Annotated in this window: 14 protein-coding genes; 3 read left to right on the forward strand and 11 right to left on the reverse strand. The window is 52.0% G+C overall.

From position 1 onward, the window contains the following. Positions 1-19 precede the first annotated feature (19 nt). Both F0P93_RS15545 and F0P93_RS15550 read left to right on the forward strand, forming a co-directional pair. Positions 20-2,791, forward strand: coding sequence for a DUF1553 domain-containing protein (locus F0P93_RS15545; RefSeq protein ID WP_150877401.1), 2,772 nt, complete (start codon positions 20-22; stop codon positions 2,789-2,791). 1 nt (position 2,792) lies between these two features. After that, positions 2,793-4,307 (forward strand): DUF1501 domain-containing protein, encoded by a 1,515-nt coding sequence (locus F0P93_RS15550; RefSeq protein WP_150877403.1) that lies wholly within the window; start codon positions 2,793-2,795, stop codon positions 4,305-4,307. On the opposite strand, the gene F0P93_RS15555 is transcribed toward F0P93_RS15550, so the two are convergent. From F0P93_RS15555 to F0P93_RS15605, 11 genes are all read right to left on the reverse strand, one after another. Beyond that, positions 4,294-5,586 carry an aspartate kinase gene (locus F0P93_RS15555; RefSeq protein ID WP_150877405.1) on the reverse strand — a complete coding sequence of 431 codons (1,293 nt, stop codon included), beginning with the start codon at positions 5,584-5,586 and terminating at the stop codon, positions 4,294-4,296. The two genes, F0P93_RS15550 and F0P93_RS15555, sit on opposite strands and share 14 nt — an antisense overlap. A 138-nt stretch (positions 5,587-5,724) precedes the next feature. Beyond that, positions 5,725-7,659 (reverse strand): 1-deoxy-D-xylulose-5-phosphate synthase, encoded by a 1,935-nt coding sequence (gene dxs, locus F0P93_RS15560; RefSeq protein ID WP_150877407.1) that lies wholly within the window; start codon positions 7,657-7,659, stop codon positions 5,725-5,727. A 283-nt stretch (positions 7,660-7,942) separates the two neighbouring features. Then, positions 7,943-8,863, reverse strand: coding sequence for a rhomboid family intramembrane serine protease (locus F0P93_RS15565; RefSeq protein ID WP_150877409.1), 921 nt, complete (start codon positions 8,861-8,863; stop codon positions 7,943-7,945). A gap of 3 nt (positions 8,864-8,866) precedes the next feature. After that, the gene (locus F0P93_RS15570) at positions 8,867-9,643 is read right to left on the reverse strand and encodes a rhomboid family intramembrane serine protease (protein WP_150877411.1); all 777 of its coding nucleotides are present in this window, start codon (positions 9,641-9,643) and stop codon (positions 8,867-8,869) included. Positions 9,644-9,676: 33 nt separating this feature from the next. Next, positions 9,677-11,626, reverse strand: coding sequence for a DNA mismatch repair endonuclease MutL (gene mutL, locus F0P93_RS15575; RefSeq protein WP_150877413.1), 1,950 nt, complete (start codon positions 11,624-11,626; stop codon positions 9,677-9,679). A gap of 535 nt (positions 11,627-12,161) precedes the next feature. Next, positions 12,162-12,887, reverse strand: coding sequence for an RluA family pseudouridine synthase (locus tag F0P93_RS15580; protein ID WP_150877415.1), 726 nt, complete (start codon positions 12,885-12,887; stop codon positions 12,162-12,164). Positions 12,888-12,968: 81 nt separating this feature from the next. Next, positions 12,969-13,787 (reverse strand): 3-methyl-2-oxobutanoate hydroxymethyltransferase, encoded by an 819-nt coding sequence (gene panB / locus F0P93_RS15585; RefSeq protein ID WP_150877417.1) that lies wholly within the window; start codon positions 13,785-13,787, stop codon positions 12,969-12,971. A gap of 134 nt (positions 13,788-13,921) precedes the next feature. After that, on the reverse strand, positions 13,922-15,361 hold the full coding sequence (locus F0P93_RS15590) for a murein hydrolase activator EnvC family protein (RefSeq protein ID WP_225309498.1): 1,440 nt from the start codon (positions 15,359-15,361) through the stop codon (positions 13,922-13,924). Positions 15,362-15,385: 24 nt separating this feature from the next. Beyond that, positions 15,386-16,237 (reverse strand): lipoprotein insertase outer membrane protein LolB1, encoded by an 852-nt coding sequence (lolB1, locus tag F0P93_RS15595; RefSeq protein ID WP_138992887.1) that lies wholly within the window; start codon positions 16,235-16,237, stop codon positions 15,386-15,388. Beyond that, positions 16,230-17,987, reverse strand: coding sequence for a tetratricopeptide repeat protein (locus F0P93_RS15600; protein WP_150877421.1), 1,758 nt, complete (start codon positions 17,985-17,987; stop codon positions 16,230-16,232). The genes lolB1 and F0P93_RS15600 overlap by 8 nt, the downstream gene beginning before the upstream one ends. Positions 17,988-18,278: 291 nt before the next feature. Continuing rightward, positions 18,279-18,923, reverse strand: coding sequence for an AlbA family DNA-binding domain-containing protein (locus tag F0P93_RS15605; protein ID WP_150877423.1), 645 nt, complete (start codon positions 18,921-18,923; stop codon positions 18,279-18,281). Between the two features lie 204 nt (positions 18,924-19,127). Here F0P93_RS15605 and F0P93_RS15610 point away from each other — a divergent pair, with 204 nt between their 5' ends. Continuing rightward, positions 19,128-19,571 (forward strand): sterol desaturase family protein, encoded by a 444-nt coding sequence (locus F0P93_RS15610; protein ID WP_150877425.1) that lies wholly within the window; start codon positions 19,128-19,130, stop codon positions 19,569-19,571. Positions 19,572-19,597: the final 26 nt, after the last annotated feature.

The following is a 19,597-nucleotide window of genomic DNA, read 5'->3' on the forward strand; positions in this document are numbered from 1 at the left end:
CGCCCAGTTAGGGCCGCGTATGAACACAAAAGTAATCGTCGTCAGTGGAGCTGTAGTAGGCGTAGGCTTGCTGCTCTCGTCTTTTCTGGGCTGGTTCGAGGAGCGCGTCGACTTCAACACCCAGGTCAAACCGCTGCTGAATAAAAACTGCATTGCCTGCCACGGGGGCGTCAAAAAGGCCGGGGGCTTTTCCGTCTTGTTTCGGCACGAAGCCGTCGCACCGACGAAATCGGGCAAACCCGCGATCGTTCCCGGTGATGCCGACGCCAGTGAAATGATTCGCCGGTTGACGCTAACCGATCATGACGACCGGATGCCGCTGGATGCGCCCCCCCTGAAACCCGAAGAAATTGAAACCCTCCGCAAGTGGATCGATCAGGGCGCGGAATGGGGAGATCACTGGGCCTATACCCGCATCGAAAAACCGGAAATTCCGAAAGTGGGTACGTTCTGGAGCCGCATGGGAATGGCCAAAAATGATGAAACCGACTGGGTTAAAAACGAAATCGATCCGTTTGTGCTCGAAAAACTCCGGGGCCAATCGCTCAAACCGTCACCGGAAACCGACCGCGCCACGCTCATCCGGCGCGTTTCCCTCGACCTGACCGGTTTGCCGCCCACCCAACAGGAAGTGGCTGATTTTGTGAAGGATCAATCACCGAATGCGTACGAAAAAGTGGTGGACCGGCTTCTGGCTTCACCGGCGTACGGCGAACGCTGGACGGCGCTCTGGCTCGATCTGGCCCGCTATGCCGATTCAAAAGGCTACGAAAAAGATACCGAACGAAAAATCTGGCGGTACCGCGACTGGGTTATCAACGCGTTCAACCAGGATATGCCCTACAACCAGTTCACCATCGAACAACTAGCAGGCGACTTGTTGCCCAATGCAACTGACAATCAATTCATTGCGACCGGTTTTCACCGCAACACGATGACCAACGACGAGGGCGGCACGCAGGACGAGGAATTTCGGGTAGCTGCGGTGCTGGACCGGGTCAACACGACCTGGGACGTGTTTCAGGGAACGACGTTTGCCTGTGTGCAGTGTCACAGTCACCCCTACGACCCGTTTGTTCATGATGAATATTACAAGTATCTGGCGTTTTTCAACAACACGCGCGACGAGGACGTTCAGACCGATACGCCGACCCTGCGGTTTTTCAAGGACCAGGATTCGGTGAAGGTGGCTGAGTTGAAAAACTGGGTGGCATCGCATACGAAGCAACCACAGCCGGTGCAGGAACTGGTGAATTTTGTCCGGCTGACGGAGCCAAAAATCAACTCACACGATTTCGATCAGTACGTCAATGCGTCGCTGCTGGATGCCAAGTTTTTCGGCGTGCAGCACGGCGGATCGGCGCGAATCAAAAGTGTCAACCTGAACGGAACGAATCGCCTGATTATGGCGATCGGAACGAATGCCGAAAAAGCGGTTTTGACGCTTCACCAGGACAGCCCGACCGGCCCGACACTACTAACGATCCCGGTACCGAAAACCGGTAGCCAGTGGCGCGATACGGTGATGATTTACGCGCTTCCGACGATTTCGGGGCGTCATCATGTGTATCTGACCATGGATAGCCCGAAGCAACCGAAGGATTGGACGATGATCAAATGGGTGTCGTTTCGGCCTGCCTTACCGGGAACCTCGGCAACGGTTTTGGGCGAAATGGATTACAAACTCCAGGCTGTGTTGAACGCCAAACCGGAATCGACGCCGGTTTTGTTCGAAGGAAAAGGCGATTTTGCCCGGAAAACGCACGTGTTCGACCGGGGTAACTGGCTCGTGAAAGGAAAACCGGTTCAGCCCGACGTTCCCCAATCGCTGCCACCCTTGCCCACTGATTCAAACGGAAAACCGGTTCCCCGCAACCGTCTGGGACTCGCGTTGTGGATGGTCAACCGCGATCATCCGCTGACCGCCCGGGTAGCCGTCAACCGCTTCTGGGAGCAACTTTTCGGAACCGGTCTGGCCGAAACCGTGGAGGATCTGGGAACGCAGGGCATTCCGCCCACCCACCGGGAACTGCTGGATTATCTGGCGACCGAATTCATGGAAACCGATCAATGGTCGGTGAAACGCCTGCTGAAACGCATGGTTCTGTCGGCGACTTACCGCCAGCGTTCGGAGGCTTCGGCGGATCTGGTCGCAAAAGATCCGTTTAACCGCTGGCTCGCGCGTGGCCCGCGTGTCCGGTTAACCGCCGAGCAAGTTCGCGATCAGGCGCTGGCAACCAGTGGTTTGCTGAGTTCGAAACGGTTTGGTCCGAGTGTAAAACCGTCGCAACCCGACGGCATCTGGCAGTCGCCCTACAACGGCGAGAGCTGGAAACTGAGCGAGGGCGAAGACCGCCACCGCCGGGCACTTTACACCTACTGGAAACGCACCTCGCCCTATCCGTCGATGATTACCTTCGACAGCCCAAGCCGGGAATTTTGTCAGGTCCGGCGCATTCGGACGAACACGCCTTTGCAGGCACTCGTTACCCTAAACGATCCGGTTTTTGTTGAATCGGCCCAGACGCTGGCGGCTATGATGCAGAAACACGGAAAAACCGCCGACCAACAAATTCAGGCCGGTTTTCGGCAAGTCATGCAGCGGAATCCGGCCCCTCAGAAACTGGCCGTGCTGGTGAAGTTGTATCAAAAAGCGGAGACCTATTATCAACAACATCCCATCGACGCGCAGAAGTTACTGGCCCGGAAAGACGCCACTCCGCAGTTGGCGGCTTTGACGATTACGGCCAATACGATGCTCAATCTGGATGAGGTGATAACCAAAGAATGACATGAAAAAGCTCATCAACGAATTACAACAGGCGGCTGTCCAGCGCGAAACCCGGCGGCATTTTTTGCATACGTGTTCCACCGGTTTGGGTGCCATGGCACTGGGTTCCGTCCTGGCTAGCTGTGATTTTTTGGGGAAATCCGACGAGAAAGGTTCGTCCGTAACCAGTGCGCAACCGCTGGGTAACGACGACCGTTCCCCGACGGCGGTGCGTCCGGCGCAGTTTGCGGGCAAAGCCAAGCGGGTGATTTACATCCACATGGCCGGGTCGCCCTCGCAACTGGAATTGTTCGATTACAAGCCCGAACTGGCGAAATACAACGGAAAAGACTGTCCGCAGGAACTGCTGACCGGGAAGAAATTTGCGTTCATCCGGGGCGTTCCCAAAATGCTGGGACCGCAGGGAAAGTTTGCGCAACACGGTCAGTCGGGAGCCTGGGTTTCCGATTATTTGCCCCATTTACAGGGTGTGGTGGACGAAATTACGTTTCTGAAAGCCATGCACACCGACCAGTTCAACCACGCTCCGGCGCAGTTGCTGATGCACACCGGAGCCGCCCGGCTGGGACGGCCCAGCATGGGTTCGTGGGTGACCTACGGTTTGGGAACGGAAAATGACAATTTGCCCGGTTACATCGTGCTGGCATCGGGCGGCAAACAACCCGATGCGGGCAAATCGGTCTGGGGCAGCGGTTTTCTGCCGTCGGTGTATCAGGGCGTTCAGTGCCGGACGGAAGGCGACCCGGTTTTGTACGTTTCCAACCCGGATGGGATGTCGCGGGATATGCGGAAAAACACCATCGATGCCATTTCAGAAATTAACCAGCAGCAATACAACGACGTCAAAGATCCGGAAATTCTGACCCGAATTGCGCAGTATGAACTGGCGTTCCGGATGCAGATGTCGGTGCCGGATGCGATGGATATCAAAGGCGAACCGCAGTATATGCTTGATCTATACGGCGTTGACCCGAACAAAGGCTCATTTGCCCGGAACTGTTTGCTGGCCCGGCGGCTGGTGGAGCGCGGAGTGCGTTTTGTGCAGTTGTTCGACTGGGGCTGGGATTCCCACGGTACAGACACCAGTACGGCCATCGATCTGGGACTGCACGACAAATGCCGGCAATCGGACCAGGCCGTGGCGGCTTTGCTCCAGGATCTGAAACAACGCGGTTTGCTCGACGATACGCTCGTGGTGTGGGGTGGCGAATTTGGCCGGACGCCGATGCAGGAAAACCGCGATGGCCAGACTCTGCCATTCATGGGTCGCGATCACCATTTGGATGCGTTCACGGTCTGGATGGCGGGCGGTGGCGTCAAACGTGGTTTTTCATTTGGCGAAACCGATGACATCGGCTATTACGGCGTGAAGGATCAGGTACACGTCCACGATTTACAGGCGACGATTCTGCATTTGCTGGGGTTCAATCACGAAAAACTCACGTACCAGTTTCAGGGCCGCCCTTTCCGGCTGACCGATGTGGCCGGAAAGGTGGTAAAACCTATTCTGGCGTAAGTTCCGGGGTCGGGCTACTGGCTTCGTCTTTCACCACCAGTTGCACGGTATACCGGCTTTTCTGTTCCAGCAGCAGTTTTTTATGGACCAAAACCCGGTCGATGGTTTTTTCGTCGTAGTGGCGAATGGTGATGAGCTCCAGCCCCTCGTTGTAGGTAATCCGAAAGTTTTCCTGCAAATGGGGCATCAAACGGGCCAACCGCTCCGGCCGGTGATCGACCACGACGGAAAAGCTGATGGCGGTATTTTGCATCAGGTTGATTTTCACGCCGTATTCTGCAAAATGACCGAATATCTTGCTCAGATTTTCTTCCGCAATAAACGAGAAGTCTTTTGGATGCAATGAAATCAGCGTCTGGTTCATCTTGAAAATGAACGACGGAACGGGCAGGTGCTTCTCAAAATGGCCGATTACCGTTCCGGGCTCCTGCGGTTGCAGAAACGACCGGACGTACAATGGAATGTTCTTATTCTGTAACGGTTTGATGGTTTTCGGGTGAATAACCGTAGCGCCGTAATAGGCCAGTTCGATGGCATCCTGATAAGTCAACTGGTCGATTTTGACGGTTTCGTCGAACCATTTCGGATCGGCATTCAAAACGCCCGGCACATCTTTCCAGATCGTAACGCGCTCAGCGTTGAGGCAATAGGCAAAAATTGCCGCCGTATAATCTGAACCATCCCGGCCCAGAGTCGTGGTGTAGCCTTCGCCTGTGTTGCCAATAAACCCCTGCGTGATCACGACGCTGGTTTCGATCAGATCGGCGAGGGTGTCCGTAATGTGTTCACCGGTTCGATCCCAGTCTACCTTGCCTTCGCGGTAGGTATCATCCGTTCGAATTAACCGCCGGGCATCCACCCAGTAGGAGTCCAAACCGGATTGGTTCAGGTGAGCATTGAGAATGCGCGTTGACAGCAGTTCACCAAATGAAACCAGTTGGTCGTATACTTTATCCCCATTGGGTTCCGGCTCCTCGGCAAGCAGGTTTTCTACGGCGGAAAACAGCTCGTAGACGCCCTCAAAAGGCTCGCGGTTATCACCAGCCAAATTATTGATCACGTGTTCGTGACGCGCCCGGATGTGCTGCCAGATCGTGTCTTTGGCCGCTTCCCGGCCGAGATAGGCCCAGGTCAGCTTCTCCAGCTCATTCGTGGTTTCACCCATTGCCGACACCACCACCACCAGTTGCTTCGGTGGCTGCTGTTGAATGATTCCGGCCACGTTGCGAATTCCCTGCGCATCTTTCACCGATGCTCCGCCGAATTTAAATACCTGCATTGTCAAAATGTAGAAATGAATAAAAACGTGGCCGGATTACCGATGCGATTGAAGAGAGGAGGCCGTTTGATTTCCGCACCCATCCATCGGTTCAATCACACTGGTAACCCGGCCACGTTGCTGAGTAAGGGTTATCGGTTAAGCGGTAATGATGCGCTCGGCATAGGTTAGTTCCCGGACGGCATCGGCAATTCCTTTCGGATCGAAACCACATTCGCGGTGAAGGTCGATCTGCTCGCCGTGTTCGATCACCGCATCCGGAATGCCCAGCCGCTTCACGCGGGCCACATAACCGTGGTCGGTCATGAATTCGATCACCGCACTGCCAAAACCGCCCATCACGCAGCCATCTTCAACGGTCACGACTTTGTCGTACCGCTGGAATATTTCGTGCAGCATCGCTTCGTCGAGCGGTTTTACGAACCGCATGTCGTAGTGCGCCGGGTGAATCAGCTCGGTTTCGAGGAGTTCACAGGCGTTTGTGACGTAGTTACCAATGGGGCCAATGGTCAGAATGGCGACGCCTTTCCCATCCCGGATTTTGCGTCCTTTTCCTACTTCAATGGCTTCAAGCGGAGTCCGCCAGTTGGGCATCACGCCTTCACCCCGTGGGTAGCGGATGGTAAAAGCCTGTTTTCCCTGCTGAATGGTGTCCGACTGGGCCGTAAACATCAGGTTACGGAGTTCCTGCTCATTCATCGGGCTGGCCACGATCATGTTCGGAATGCAGCGCATGAAAGACAAATCGTAGGCTCCGTGGTGCGTTGGACCATCGGCACCGGCAAAACCGGCCCGGTCGAGGCAGAAAATAACCGGCAGTTCCTGAATACAGACGTCATGGATCACCTGATCGTAGGCCCGTTGCATGAACGTGGAGTAGATGTTACAGAAAACGACCTGTCCCTGTGTGGCCATTCCCGCCGAAAACGTAACGGCATGTTGTTCGGCAATGCCGACATCGAAAGCCCGGTCCGGGATGGCTTTCATCATGATGTTCATTGACGATCCGGACGGCATGGCGGGCGTTACACCTACGATTTTTTCGTTTGCTTCGGCGAGTTCCACCAGTGTATTCCCGAAAACATCCTGGTATTTAGGCGGTTGCGGTTTATCGTAGACTTTCTTTTTGATTTCGCCCGTTACCTTGTCGAACAAACCCGGCGCGTGCCATTTGGTCTGGTCTTTTTCGGCGGGGCCGTATCCTTTGCCTTTTACCGTCAGACAGTGCAGCAGTTTGGGGCCGGGAATGTCTTTCAGGTCGTTCATCACACTCACCAGATGATCGATGTCGTGGCCGTCGATGGGGCCAAAATACCGCAGGTTCAGCGATTCGAACAGGTTGCTCTGGTGAAGCAGCGACGCTTTCAGTCCGGTTTCAATTTTAGAAACAATGTCCTGCGCGCTTTTTCCGAAATTGCTCATCTTGCCCAACAAATTCCAGACTTCGTCCTTCATTTTGTTGTAGGTCGGCGAGGTGGTAATGTCCGTCAGATATTCGCGCAAGGCGCCCACGTTGGGGTCGATGGACATGCAGTTGTCATTCAGCACAATAAGCAAGTCGGCTTCGGTTGCACCAGCGTGGTTCATGCCTTCAAAAGCCAAACCGGCCGTCATCGCACCGTCGCCAATGACGGCGATGTGATGCCGTTTGGGATGGTTTTGTAGCTGCGAGGCAACCGCCATACCCAGGGCCGCCGAAATCGAAGTTGAAGAGTGGCCAACGCCAAAAGAATCATATGGACTTTCCTTCCGTTTCGGAAAACCGGAAAGCCCCTTATAAAACCGATTGGTATGAAAAGTATCCCGTCGTCCGGTCAGAATTTTATGGCCATACGCCTGATGCCCAACATCCCAGACCAATTGATCATCCGGCGTGTTGAAAACGTAATGTAGTGCTACCGTCAATTCGACAACGCCCAGACTGGCCCCGAAATGGCCCCCATAAACCGATACGTTATCGACAATGAACTGCCGAAGTTCGGCACAGACTTGTGGAAGATCGGTTTGATTCAAATGACGGAGGTCGTCCGGACTGTCAATCTTGGCGAGTAGCCTGCCGGGTGTGATCAACATAGTAGGTTGAATGGTATAAAATGTTTTTCATAAACTACGTGTGGTAACAAACTGTTTCACAGCGTTCATTCATGAAATAAGTATCGGGCAAAAGTACAAAAAAAATACAAACGGCACAGTGCTTGTCCGGATTCCGGATAAATGAACCAGAGGAACGGTAAAGGGTTAAAAAGCACGCCAAAACCGTGTTTCAGCGTGCTTTTAAATAAAAATTGTCAAACTTCCGTGTTCTTTCCTGCTAAAAATACCGCCGAATTTGCGCGAGAAAAATACAATTTAGATTCTATCCACGCTGGCTCGCCCGGAAAAGTTTCTGTTTCTCTTCACGAGTCAGGCTTTCATAACCGGAACGGGATATTTTATCCAGAATCGCGTCAATTTCGTCCTGATCCGGCATCGCAACCGCCGAAGGAGACGACGGAGCCGCGTAGGCTCCGGTGCTCAGGCTGGCACTACTGCGCTGACGGTAAGACACTTTAACCGGCGGTTTTTTCCGAAACAGGCTTTGCCAGCCGTCCATCACCCAATAAATGGGCTGCCCCAGATCTGTTCCATTCTGAAGCATTTTGATGAACAGAAACCCGACTAAAGCCCCCCCCAAATGGGAAAGATCGCCCCCGGCATTCGGACCAATGGACCGGGCCAGCGACAGAACAATGTAAAAGAAGGCAATGTATTTGATCCGAACCGGACCGAAAAACAGCAGATGAAACGTATAGTTGGGCAGCAGCGTTGACGCTCCGACGGCAACGGAAAAAGCCGCTGCCGACGCGCCCAGCATCCGGGAGTCACCCACTTGTTCCTGGAAATAGGGGAGGAGGTTGTAGATGGCCATGTAGGCCAGACCGCCCGCCAAACCGCCCAGCATGTAGAGGGCCACCAGTCGGCGATTCCCCAGGTATTCGTCGATCAACCGGCCAAACCAGTACAGGAAGAGCATGTTGAACAGAATGTGGAAGACGTCTTCGTGGGTGAAGAAGTACGTAATCATTGTCCACGGCTTGGTGATGAAAGTGCCCAGGGCAGCCGGTAACCGCATTTGATCGACAATCAGGGTGTAGACTCCTGACATCTCTGCCAGCGTCAGAATGACTTTCAGGATCAACAGCAGCAGAAAGACAATCGTATTAATAAGAATCAACTGCACCAACGTGTTGTTGGGCTTGTTGAATTCGCTCCGGAAGTCATCTAACAGTCCACTCATTACTCAATAAAAATTATTTCGTTGCTTCCCCCAATATTTTACCAATATAAAAGCAAACAGCATACCGCCAATATGAGCAAAATGCGCCACATTGTCGGACTGTGCCCGATAAATGCCCGAATACAATTCATACGCACCGTAAAACGCCACCAGGTATTTCGCCTTGATGGGGATCGGTGGAAATAAAAGGAAAAGTTCGGTATTTGGGAATAATAATCCAAATGCCATCAAGATCCCAAAAATTGCTCCCGACGCGCCCACCATCGGCACCGCCAATTGCTGCTCGTAATACGTTTGAATCAGTTGCACGGCCCCTCGTCGATACGCCGGGTCCGTCGGGTTGTCTTCAAACACGCGTAAAAAATTATCGCCCTGACTCAATAGACCCCGATCCGACAGAAACATCTCCAGCGACTCGGGGGTTGGGTTACTTTGGAAAGCAGCCACTGCATCTCGTAACTGGCTGGCTTCAAAATAGTTTATGCCCAGAAATAATAATCCGGCTCCAACGCCGGTAATAAAATAAAAAATCGTAAATCGCTTGCTCCCCCATACCTGCTCAAGCATCGGGCCAAAGAAAAATAAACCCAGCATATTACTGAAAATGTGACCAAAATCAGCATGCAGGAACATGTAGGTTACAAACTGGTGGGGTGCAAAGGCCGGTGAAAGAAAAGAATAGAGTCCAAACGTACTGATCAGATCGATTCCCAACGCTTTAACAATAAACAGACCAACATTAATCAGCAATAGCGTCCTGACGACCGGCGTAAGATTCATAAAATTGTAACGTTTTCTTGCATAATAACCATATCAGGATCGAAATAATCCCGCTAATTTATCTAACGCCAATACAGTTGTGATCGGTTCACCATTGGGCGTATAGGATGGGTTCGATGACGCCATCAACTGATCAACCAGGGCCCGTTGCTCCGGTTCGGCCAGTTGCTTCTGGTGTCGCGCAGCCGACCGCCGGGCCAGCGAACGGGCAAGGACTTCGGCCCGCTCCAGTTTCAACCGCCCCGTATCTTCGCGGAGTTGCGCCAGCAGGTTGGCAAACAGTTCTTCTTCATTCTCGCCAACCGAAAGCGCCGGAACGCCCCGGATCATAAACGCATTCTGCCCGATCTCGTCGAACAGAAACCCCAGACTCGTCAAATCGTCGCGCAGCTCGAGGGCCAGGTTGTAATCGACCGGCATCACCGTTACTGTTTTTGGAAACAGCAATTGCTGCGACACGCCGTTGCGCTTGGTTAGCGCGGTCTGGTATTGATCATACAACACCCGTTCGTAGGCCCGGCGCTGGTCGATCACCAGCATACCAGCCTGAACGGACGTCACCAGATAGCGGTTGTGCACTTGAAGAATGGGACCAGCCCCTTCCAGAGCAACCGCCGACGTGATCAGTTTGTTCACCCGGCTTCCCAGCGTTACCGACTCGATTTCGGCCTGTGAATCGGCGGAAACGGTGTTGTCAAACAGATTCTGCGCTTCCGTTGCCGGGGTTTCGTTGGTTTCCAGCCCTTCAAACAGTGCCTGCCAGTTAGCCGCCGACTTCCGCGGAAAGTCAAAACCGGTTGCCGCTTTGTGTTCCGCCGGTTCGGTCGACCAAGCGGGTGACATCGGGCGCAGAGACGACCGGTTTGGGGCATCAGCCTGACCATTGCCGTTTCCCACCTGTACTTCAGACGAACGACGGGGGGCCGGGGTCACAGGCAGGAAGTTCACATTGGAGTCAAAATCAAGCGAAGGGGTCAAATTATAGACGCCGACGGCTTTCCGAACGGCCGCCATGACAATGGCATACACCGAACGTTCATCGTCGAACTTGATTTCCGTTTTGGTGGGATGGATGTTGATGTCGATGTGTGACGGGTCAATTTCGATAAACAGGACGTAAAAAGGGTGAAAACCGTCCTGAATCGTTCCTTCGTAGGCCCCCACCACGGCGTGGTGCAGGTAGTTGTGCTTGACGAAGCGCGAATTGACAAAGAAAAACTGTTCTCCGCGCGTTTTGCGGGCAAATTCGGGCTTGCCGATATACCCCCGGACATTTACATATGGCGTTTCTTCTTCGCAGAAAGCCAGTTGTTCGCGGTATTGCTTGCCAAATAAATCGACAATCCGGCGGCTCAGCTTTCCGGCCTGCAGGTTGTAGACTTCCGAATCGTTGTGATACAGAGAAAAGGCTACCTCCGGATGGGCCAGCGCGACACGCTGAAACTCATCGAGTATATGGCGCATTTCTACCGAATTGGTCTTCAGAAAATTGCGCCGGGCCGGAACATTGAAGAATAAATTTTTTACCAGAATATTCGTCCCCGGCAAACACGAAACCGTTTCCTGGGTTTTCAGTTCGGAGCCTTCCATCCGGATGAGCGTTCCCAGCTCGTCGTTGGTGCGGGATGCATCGGACCGGCGGGTGCGCAGTTCGACCTGAGCAATAGCAGCAATGGATGCTAAGGCTTCGCCCCGAAACCCCATCGTTCGGATGCGAAACAGGTCGTCGGACGAACGAATTTTTGAGGTAGCGTGCCGTTCAAAACTCATCCGGGCATCCGTTTCAGACATGCCAATGCCATCATCTATAATCTGAATCAGTGTTTTCCCGGCGTCCCGAATAATAATTTGTACGGTTTTTGCTTGGGCATCTACTGAGTTTTCCAGTAATTCTTTGACCACTGATGCCGGGCGTTGCACCACTTCTCCTGCCGCAATCTGATTGGCAATCGAATCCGGTAACAGTTGAATAATATTCAACATTTTGTATTTATCTACTATTTCAAACCTTTAATGGAAGAACAAATTACTATTTTTCCATGACATACGGAAAAGCAATCAGACCAGCTTTTGTAATTTAGTAAATCTTTTTTTTTGAATGTTTGTTATAGAAATAATTCAAGAGTAACTTTGAATATAAGCAGAAATTAAACGTTTCTTTCTTTGAATCCAGTACACTACCAATAGGGGTTTTAATACCTTGAGTTCCGTTAAAAGTGGCACCCTTTTACCCAAATACCGAGATGAAGAAGGTCAAATTGAACATGATTTTGCACTGGGTCGTATTCTTCCCTATCATTCTGCCTTTATGCATGATTTTTGGCGCTTTTCAGGGAGCGATTCAGATGGCAGACAAAGTGCTCAACCAGTTTTGGTCTGATGTAGCACCCACCGTAAAGTAAGCGGTTTGTATTCCTCATTTTCCGGTTCGAAGACCGGTTTCTCTTCGCCCGAATCTCTACGCCATTTTAACGAATTGTAGGATGATTCTACGTTGGCCTTTCGCTGACGGGAGTGATCAATAAATAAAATCTAGGTTTTTATCCTTGTAATCTTCCGGATCAAGCGTTAAAAACTCTTCCCAAAATGGACTGTTTGGAACCCCGGCTTTGCAAATCAGGGGTTCTTTTTTTATGGGATGAATAAAATAAAGCCGTCTGGCATGTAAATTGATGCTGCTGTCCTGATTCGGCCGCGGGAAACCGTACTTGATATCCCCCCGGATGGGGCAGCCCATACTTGCCAATTGCACCCGAATCTGGTGCGGCCGACCCGTAATCGGATTCACTTCCAACAAATAATGATCGTTGATTTTTCCGAGTAAACGGTACGTCAATTCGGCCTTTTGCGAACCCGGTACTTCGTCGTCATAGGCTTTGACGGTATTCGTCGCTTCATCTTTGAGCAGAAAATGGGTCAGTCGCCCTTTCTCCTCCCGGGGTTTTCGCCCCACCACCGCCCAATAAGTTTTCTGAACCTGCCGTTTTCGGAAGATTTCGTTCATCCGTTCCAGCGCTTTCGACGTCCGGGCAAACACCACCAGCCCACTCACGGGCCGGTCGAGCCGATGAACGGTCCCCAAAAACACATCGCCGGGTTTGTCATATTTCTTCTTGATGTAATTTTTCATCATATCAAGCAGCGGCACATCGCGGGTCTTATCCGCCTGCACTAATACCCCCGGCTCTTTGTTAACAATAATGAGATGGTTATCCTCGTAGACAACGACGTATTTCTGTTTCATTCGTTTGGGACGGTTTTTAAAACCGTCTTTTGTGCCTCCCTGATACGCCGGACGCCATGCGTCATCCGACCGTTTGTTCGGCTAGTATGCTTCTTCTTTACTCGGAAATTCACGATCTTTTACATCGTCGACATAATGCCCGATGGCCTGTGTAATCACGCCGTGCAGGTCGGCATACCGGCGCAGGAAACGCGGTTTGAATTCTTTGTTGATGCCCAGCAGGTCGTGCAACACCAGAATCTGGCCATCGGCATCCGGTCCGGCCCCAATACCAATCGTCGGAATAGTCAGGCTTTCAGAGACCTGTTTGGTCAATGCGGCCGGAATTTTCTCCAGAACGACGGCAAAGCAGCCAATGTTTTCCAGCATTTTGGCGTCTTCCAACAGTTTTTGGGCTTCGGTTTCTTCCTTCGCCCGAACGGCATACGTCCCGAATTTATAGATCGACTGCGGGGTCAGACCCAGGTGGCCCATCACGGGAACGCCCGCGCTCAGAACCCGGATAATCGACTCCCGAACCTCCAGACCGCCTTCCATTTTCACCGAATGCGCACCCGATTCTTTCATGATCCGGATGGCCGACCGCAGGGCTTCCGATGAATTCCCCTGGTAGGAACCAAACGGCAAATCGACCACGACCAGCGCCCGCTTCACGGCCCGAACAACCGACGTCGCGTGGTAGATCATCTGGTCCAGCGTGATCGGCAGGGTCGTTTCGTGGCCAGCCATCACGTTGGAGGCCGAATCACCCACCAGGATGATTTCGACACCGGCGGCATCAACCAACCGCGCCAGTGAATAATCATAGGCAGTTAATGCCGAAATTTTCTCTCCCTTGCTTTTCAGCTCCTGAATAACATGGGTAGTGATCCGTTTGATGTCGGGGTTATGAACAGACATTCCTTAGGTAAACCGTTTATAATAGTCAGTGAGCAGGTTTTAGCAGGCAATCTACGGGTATTCGTAGGTAATAAAACCACGATGACGGCAAAATGATTCTGTTGAAGGTGAACGGTTTGCGGTTTGGATCAAAATCAACGGTCGATCAGCCAGGATTCGGGGTTCATCCGGCTGGTACTTTTCCAGACCTGGAACTGCACTTCCGCCACGCCATCCTTGTCGGTGGCCACCACGCCAATCACTTCGCGGGCTTTGACGCGCTGTCCCACCTGCACCGATACGCTTTTCAGTTTGGCATAAACCGTGTAATAATCCCCATGCTGAACCGCCACGATGTTGTGCATCCCGGTTACATAGGTTGTATACTGAACTATTCCGTCGTAAACCGCTTTCACCACCTCACCGGGCGTGGTCTGAATGTCGATGCCGGGATTATCCTGCATGACGCCTTTCAAAACCGGGTGCGGTTTTACGCCGTAATGATCCGAAATAAACCCGCGCGTAACGGGCCAGGGCAGCCGGTTTTTCGAGGATGCAAAGGAGGACGCTAAAGCCGCTTCTTCGTCATTCAGCAAGGTATTCCGACGCTCATCGGGCTTCCGGGCAGTTCGTTCGGATGCTTCCGGGGCCGATTCCGTGACTTTGGGCTCGGCGGCTTTCGGTTCAGCAGTTTCCGGTTTGTTTGTTTCCGATTCCGTCGCGGCTGCGGCTCGTTCGGCTTTGGCTGCGGCAGCAGCAGCGGCTTTTTCGCGGGCAATGCGCTCGCGTTCGGCTTTTAATCGGGCCAGACGGGCCACGCGTTCCCGCTCTTCCCGTTCGCGAATTTCCCGGCGAATCATTTCCGTGATGGCCGATTCCAGCCGGTTGACGGCCTTGCGGCTTTCGGCCAGCTCAGTACGCAAATCCTGCTCCTTCTCGCTCAGTTCCTCAGCAACCCGGTTTTTCTCATCCTTCAGCCCTTCCAGGCGTTTCGATTCGTTGACCTGCACAGCCAGTGTTCCCTGTTGTTGTTTCTTTTTACGCTCAACGTCCTGCTGCTTCGTGAGCATTTCCTGCCGTACTTTCTCCATCTGCCGTACCTGTCCCTGCCGGGCTTCAGAATATTGCTGGAGGTATTTATACCGCGCCACCAACTGGTTGAAATTTTCGGCCGAAAACAGAAAGCCCAGCGGGTTCACCTGCTGCCGGCGTTTATCGGCGGCATAAATCATTTCGCCGTATTCCTTTTTGAGTTTTTCCAGATTATTCTGCAACTGGTTGGAAGTCCGGCGCAGGTCCTGAATTTCGGACGTCATCAGTTTAACGTCTTCCGTCAGCAGGTTGATCTGTTTGGATTGGGCCGCAATTTCCTGATTCAGCGCTTTTAGTTGGCCGAGGGTGGCCTGTTTCTGCGAAGAAGTCTTTTTCAGAATCGTCCGGATCTGCGATACCTTCTCGATGTTCTGTTTTTTCTCTTTTTCTAACTGCTGACGACTCCGCTGTTGGGCCATTACGCTCCCGCCAGCCAGCCAGCATAGGGTAAGCACGAGGATCAATTCCCTCCAATCGGTAGCCCGAACCACTCTGTACTTCATAAGCATCTTGCAATACCGGGGCTGTTACGGTCTCCGCTGGTATTTTGGCGGAATGCTGAACGGAAAGCCCGGATTTTTATCGGTAAGCTCTACTTTATTGTGTCGTATTCGTAAGACGGTCTGGTACGGTTGACCATCATTTTTGGATTTATAATCGACGGTTACCAGACTGGTGTACGGAAACAGAAAATTATTCAATACCGTGAAGTCTTCATAATCCAGCGTCAGCGAATTTCGGGTGGGTTGTTCCACCACCAGCAGCTTTTTCAGTTTCCGGTTTTCTTCGCCAATGTAGTTGTCGACCATCACCTTGCCTTCGCGCTGCCGCAACAGGAGGTAATCCTTCTCGTTTTTAACCCGCTGAGCCGGTTCCTGGGGCAGCGGCAGATTCCCGATCAGCAGCGACTGGATCAACCCGAAAGTCAGGTTAAAATTAAACCGTTGACTCAATGACGCGTAATCATATACGGAATATTCGCGGTGAATGCGATCCATAATCACCACGGAATCTTTTGTAATCAGCGCCCGTGCCACTTCAACCCCGACGCCCGACACCGACAACCAGATCAGGCTGTCTTTATCGATGCGAAGGTTTACGTTCGCGTTGTTGATGTCCTGGTCTTTGCTTTTGAACGAAACCTTCGATTTAGCCGTCAGATAGGCAAAATCAACCTGGTCGACGGTCGCCTTGGGGTCAACAGAAGACACTACCGGGGCGGTGGCAATCGTATCGGTCCGGATTGGGGTTTGGGCTTGCACGGAAACCGTATCGGCTGTGGGCGAAGGAGGGGCGTTGCGGAACAGTCTCCGCCGACGGCATCCTTCCGATGTACACAGCATGATGACGCACAAAAGTCCAATAAGGTATTTACTCATAAATTTTTCCGGTTGCAATTTTCTTGTCCAACCGTTCGGTCGTTTCGCCTTTTAGTTTAGCCCGTTTCCACTGTTCAACCGCTTTGTCGTGCTCACCAAGCTGGTACAGCACATCGCCGTAGTGTTCGATAATTGTCCCACTCACGTTCTGATCGGATTGAATGGCTTTTTCAAGGAAAGTACGGGCCTTGGCGTAGTCTTTCATGACGTACAAAACCCAGGCGTAGGTGTCCAGATAGGTCGCGTTAGTCTGGTTTTTTTCAACCAGTCGCTCCGACATTTGCAGCGCCAGCGGCAATTTTTCTTTCCGCAGGGACAAAAAATAGCTGTAGTTATTCAAAACGTGATCGTTGTCCGGGTCTTCTTTCAACACCAGTTCGTAGGCTTCGTCCGACTTCTGGTGGTCGCCCATGCCGTTGTAAACGTCGCCCAACTGTGCATTTACGCTCTTCATCAGCTCGGCGTTGGTGGCCGAAAGCCGCCGGGTTTCCTCGTAGGCTTCAATGGCCTCTTTGTACCGTTTCTTGAAATAATTGGCCGATCCGTTAAACGCCCAAATGACGCCCTGATTCGGAAACAATTCCAGTGCCTGTTCGGAGTGAACCAGCATGCTGTCCATCTGATTCAGTTCGCCATCGAGCTGCAAAATGGCCCCCCATACTTCATAGGTGGCTTTGTCCAGCCGGGCGGCTTTGACGTAATAATCCCGGGCTTCGGCTTTTTTACCCTGTTGCACCAGCAAGTCGGCATAAATCGCTTGGGATTGAGCGTCTTTGGGATGAGCCGCCGACAGTTCTTTTGCCAGCTTCACCGCACTCTGTTTTGCTTTTTCGTCCTTCCCAACCATGCGGATGTAACTCGACAAAATCCGCGCTTTAATGTCGGCTTCCAGGTTCGGATTCGAGAAGACTTTGTCGAGTTCCTGGCTGCATTTTTCCAGATTACCCTGCTTCCGGTACAGATCGGCCAGCATCACGTGGGCCTGGGGTAAATCCGTGTTGACTTTCAAGGCTCGCTGAAGCCAGTCCACCGCCTGATCGTTCCGGTCGTTGGCAATCAGCAATTCTGCCCCTTCGAGCAGGTAATCGGTTTCGCCCGGTTCGGAAGCCACCAGTTTTTCAGCTTCCTGAATGGCTTTTTCCACCTTGTTCTGCTTCAGGTAAATCCGCTGTTTCTGCCGGATGATCTCTTCGTTCATGCCAGTGGCCTTCTCCACTTTGTCGTACATGTCGAGGGCCTTATCCGGTTTTTCGTCAAACAGGTAAATGGCCGCCAGTTCAACGCCATATTCGATATTTTCCGGGCTTTTCTTGATCAGTTCTTCATACAGATTTTCGGCATCGGCGTATCGTTTCTGCTTCACCAGCAGTTCGGCCAGTTGCAGCACATAATATTTGTTGGTGCCTTTATCCAACTGAACGGCTTTCTGGGCGAAAGGAAGGGCTTCTTCCGGTTTGCTCAGTTTCATCAGGGCCGTAGCGGCTGCGTAGTTGGCCGCCGGGTTTTCGGGATCAAGCTGGATTACTTTCTGGAATTGCGCTACGGCTTTGGCCGGTTCATCCATCATCATGAACTTCATCCCTTCCGTAAACAGGGATTCCTCCACCCCCCGAACGCCTTCCTTTGGCTTCTGCTGCTCTTTCTCCCTGGCTTTACGTTGTGCCTCAGCGGGTGTGGTGCTACACACCATCAGGCAACCGATACCGGCAACCAGCCATTTCCGCCAATTGGGTTTTACCAGATAGTGCATCTGTATGAGTTACTTAAATGAATTGAACGACTCTGAATGCCCACCGGGCTCTCCTGTTCAAACGTGTCAGGCACAGTCTCTATTGCAACCGGATGCAACCATTGGTCACAATATGCAAAGGTAGTGGAAAACATCGGATAGTCATCCGACAAAGGCGGGTTGATCTTTAGTGGAAAGTACTAATAACGAATATTGAACAACGAATAGCGAATAACGAAGTGAAGGCCAGGATTTCGGTTTTAACTTCGTTATTCGCTATTCGTTGTTCAATATTCGTTATTAAAAAACCTTTCATTCAATCCGCGTCGTAAACTGATCCACGGTTTCGTTGGGATGAATTTCCAGCACATTGGCCAACACCAGCAAGACCAGAGTCCGGGAGGCCATTTTGCGGGGGATGTTGGCGATGTTGGCGAAGAGATCGACGGTAATGCTCTGGTTACGATCCAGATGCTGCATCAGCGTCTGCTCTTTGTCGCCATATGTAAACCGCACGGCCCGCTCGGCGGTTTCGCCTTTCATAATCTCGCGAACCTCTTTGCTGGCCTGAACGGCCTTGTCGTCAACCCGAATGTAGGCCCGCCGAAAATCGTTGAGCGGATCGTCGACGTAGTGCGGTTTTCGCTCGCTCTCCGGAACCGTAATCACCAGCACTTCCCGCTCGTTGGCGAGCAGCACGCGTTCCATGGAGTAGGCGATGGTGGGCGTACAATACCGTTCGATGGCGCGTTCCAGCAGGTATTCGTCTTCGTCGACGTGTTTAAGGCCCTGGATACTTTTGTCATCACCGATGCCAATCAGCAGTTTTCCGCCCTCGGTGTTGGCAAACGCCACAATTTCGCGAATAATCCGTTCGGGGTGATTGGACTTTAATTTGAATTCGAGATGCGTTCCCTCACCCTGTCTAACCAGTTCCTTGAGCGCCCTGTAGTCCATCCGTCAGTCGGCTGTGTAGGTATCAGGAAGGATGTCAGCCCCTCCCTTGCTTTTAAATATAACCGTTTTAACCCATACGAACCAAAAGGTTGAACAACTATTTTACCGGAAATTGCCGTAATTTTGTCCGTTGTTCTCCGTATTAACCATTTAAACTAGTTAGCGGTTTTACCTTTTGGTAGGATCTGATCTAGTAACGAAAAAATGCTGGTAAACGTTGTTATCGTCTTGGTTACGTTTGTGGGAATGGAAGGAGTGGCCTGGTGGACACACAAATACATCATGCATGGTTTCATGTGGCGCTGGCATCATTCGCACCACAACCACCATGCCGGTTTTCTGGAGCGAAATGATCTGTTCAGTGTCATTTTCAGTCTGGCCGCAGTCGGAACAGTGGTAGTGGGTTTTGAAGTGGACTCGCTCTGGTTTCTGGCACCAATCGGCATTGGCGTGACCTTATACGGTATTTTTTATTTTCTTTTCCACGATGTGATTGTTCACCGGCGGATCAAAATCCGGTTCAACACCCGAAATTCGTACCTCAAGCGAATCATTCGGGCGCATTACATTCACCACAAGGTTCACAAGCGCCAGGGAGCTGAGGCATTTGGTTTTTTGTATGCGCCAAAGAAATACCGGAATCGGTGATTTCCCGCAAATGGCAAAACCCATAA

Origin of the sequence: Larkinella humicola, assembly GCF_008727875.1 — a bacterium.
Lineage (GTDB): Bacteria > Bacteroidota > Bacteroidia > Cytophagales > Spirosomataceae > Larkinella > Larkinella humicola.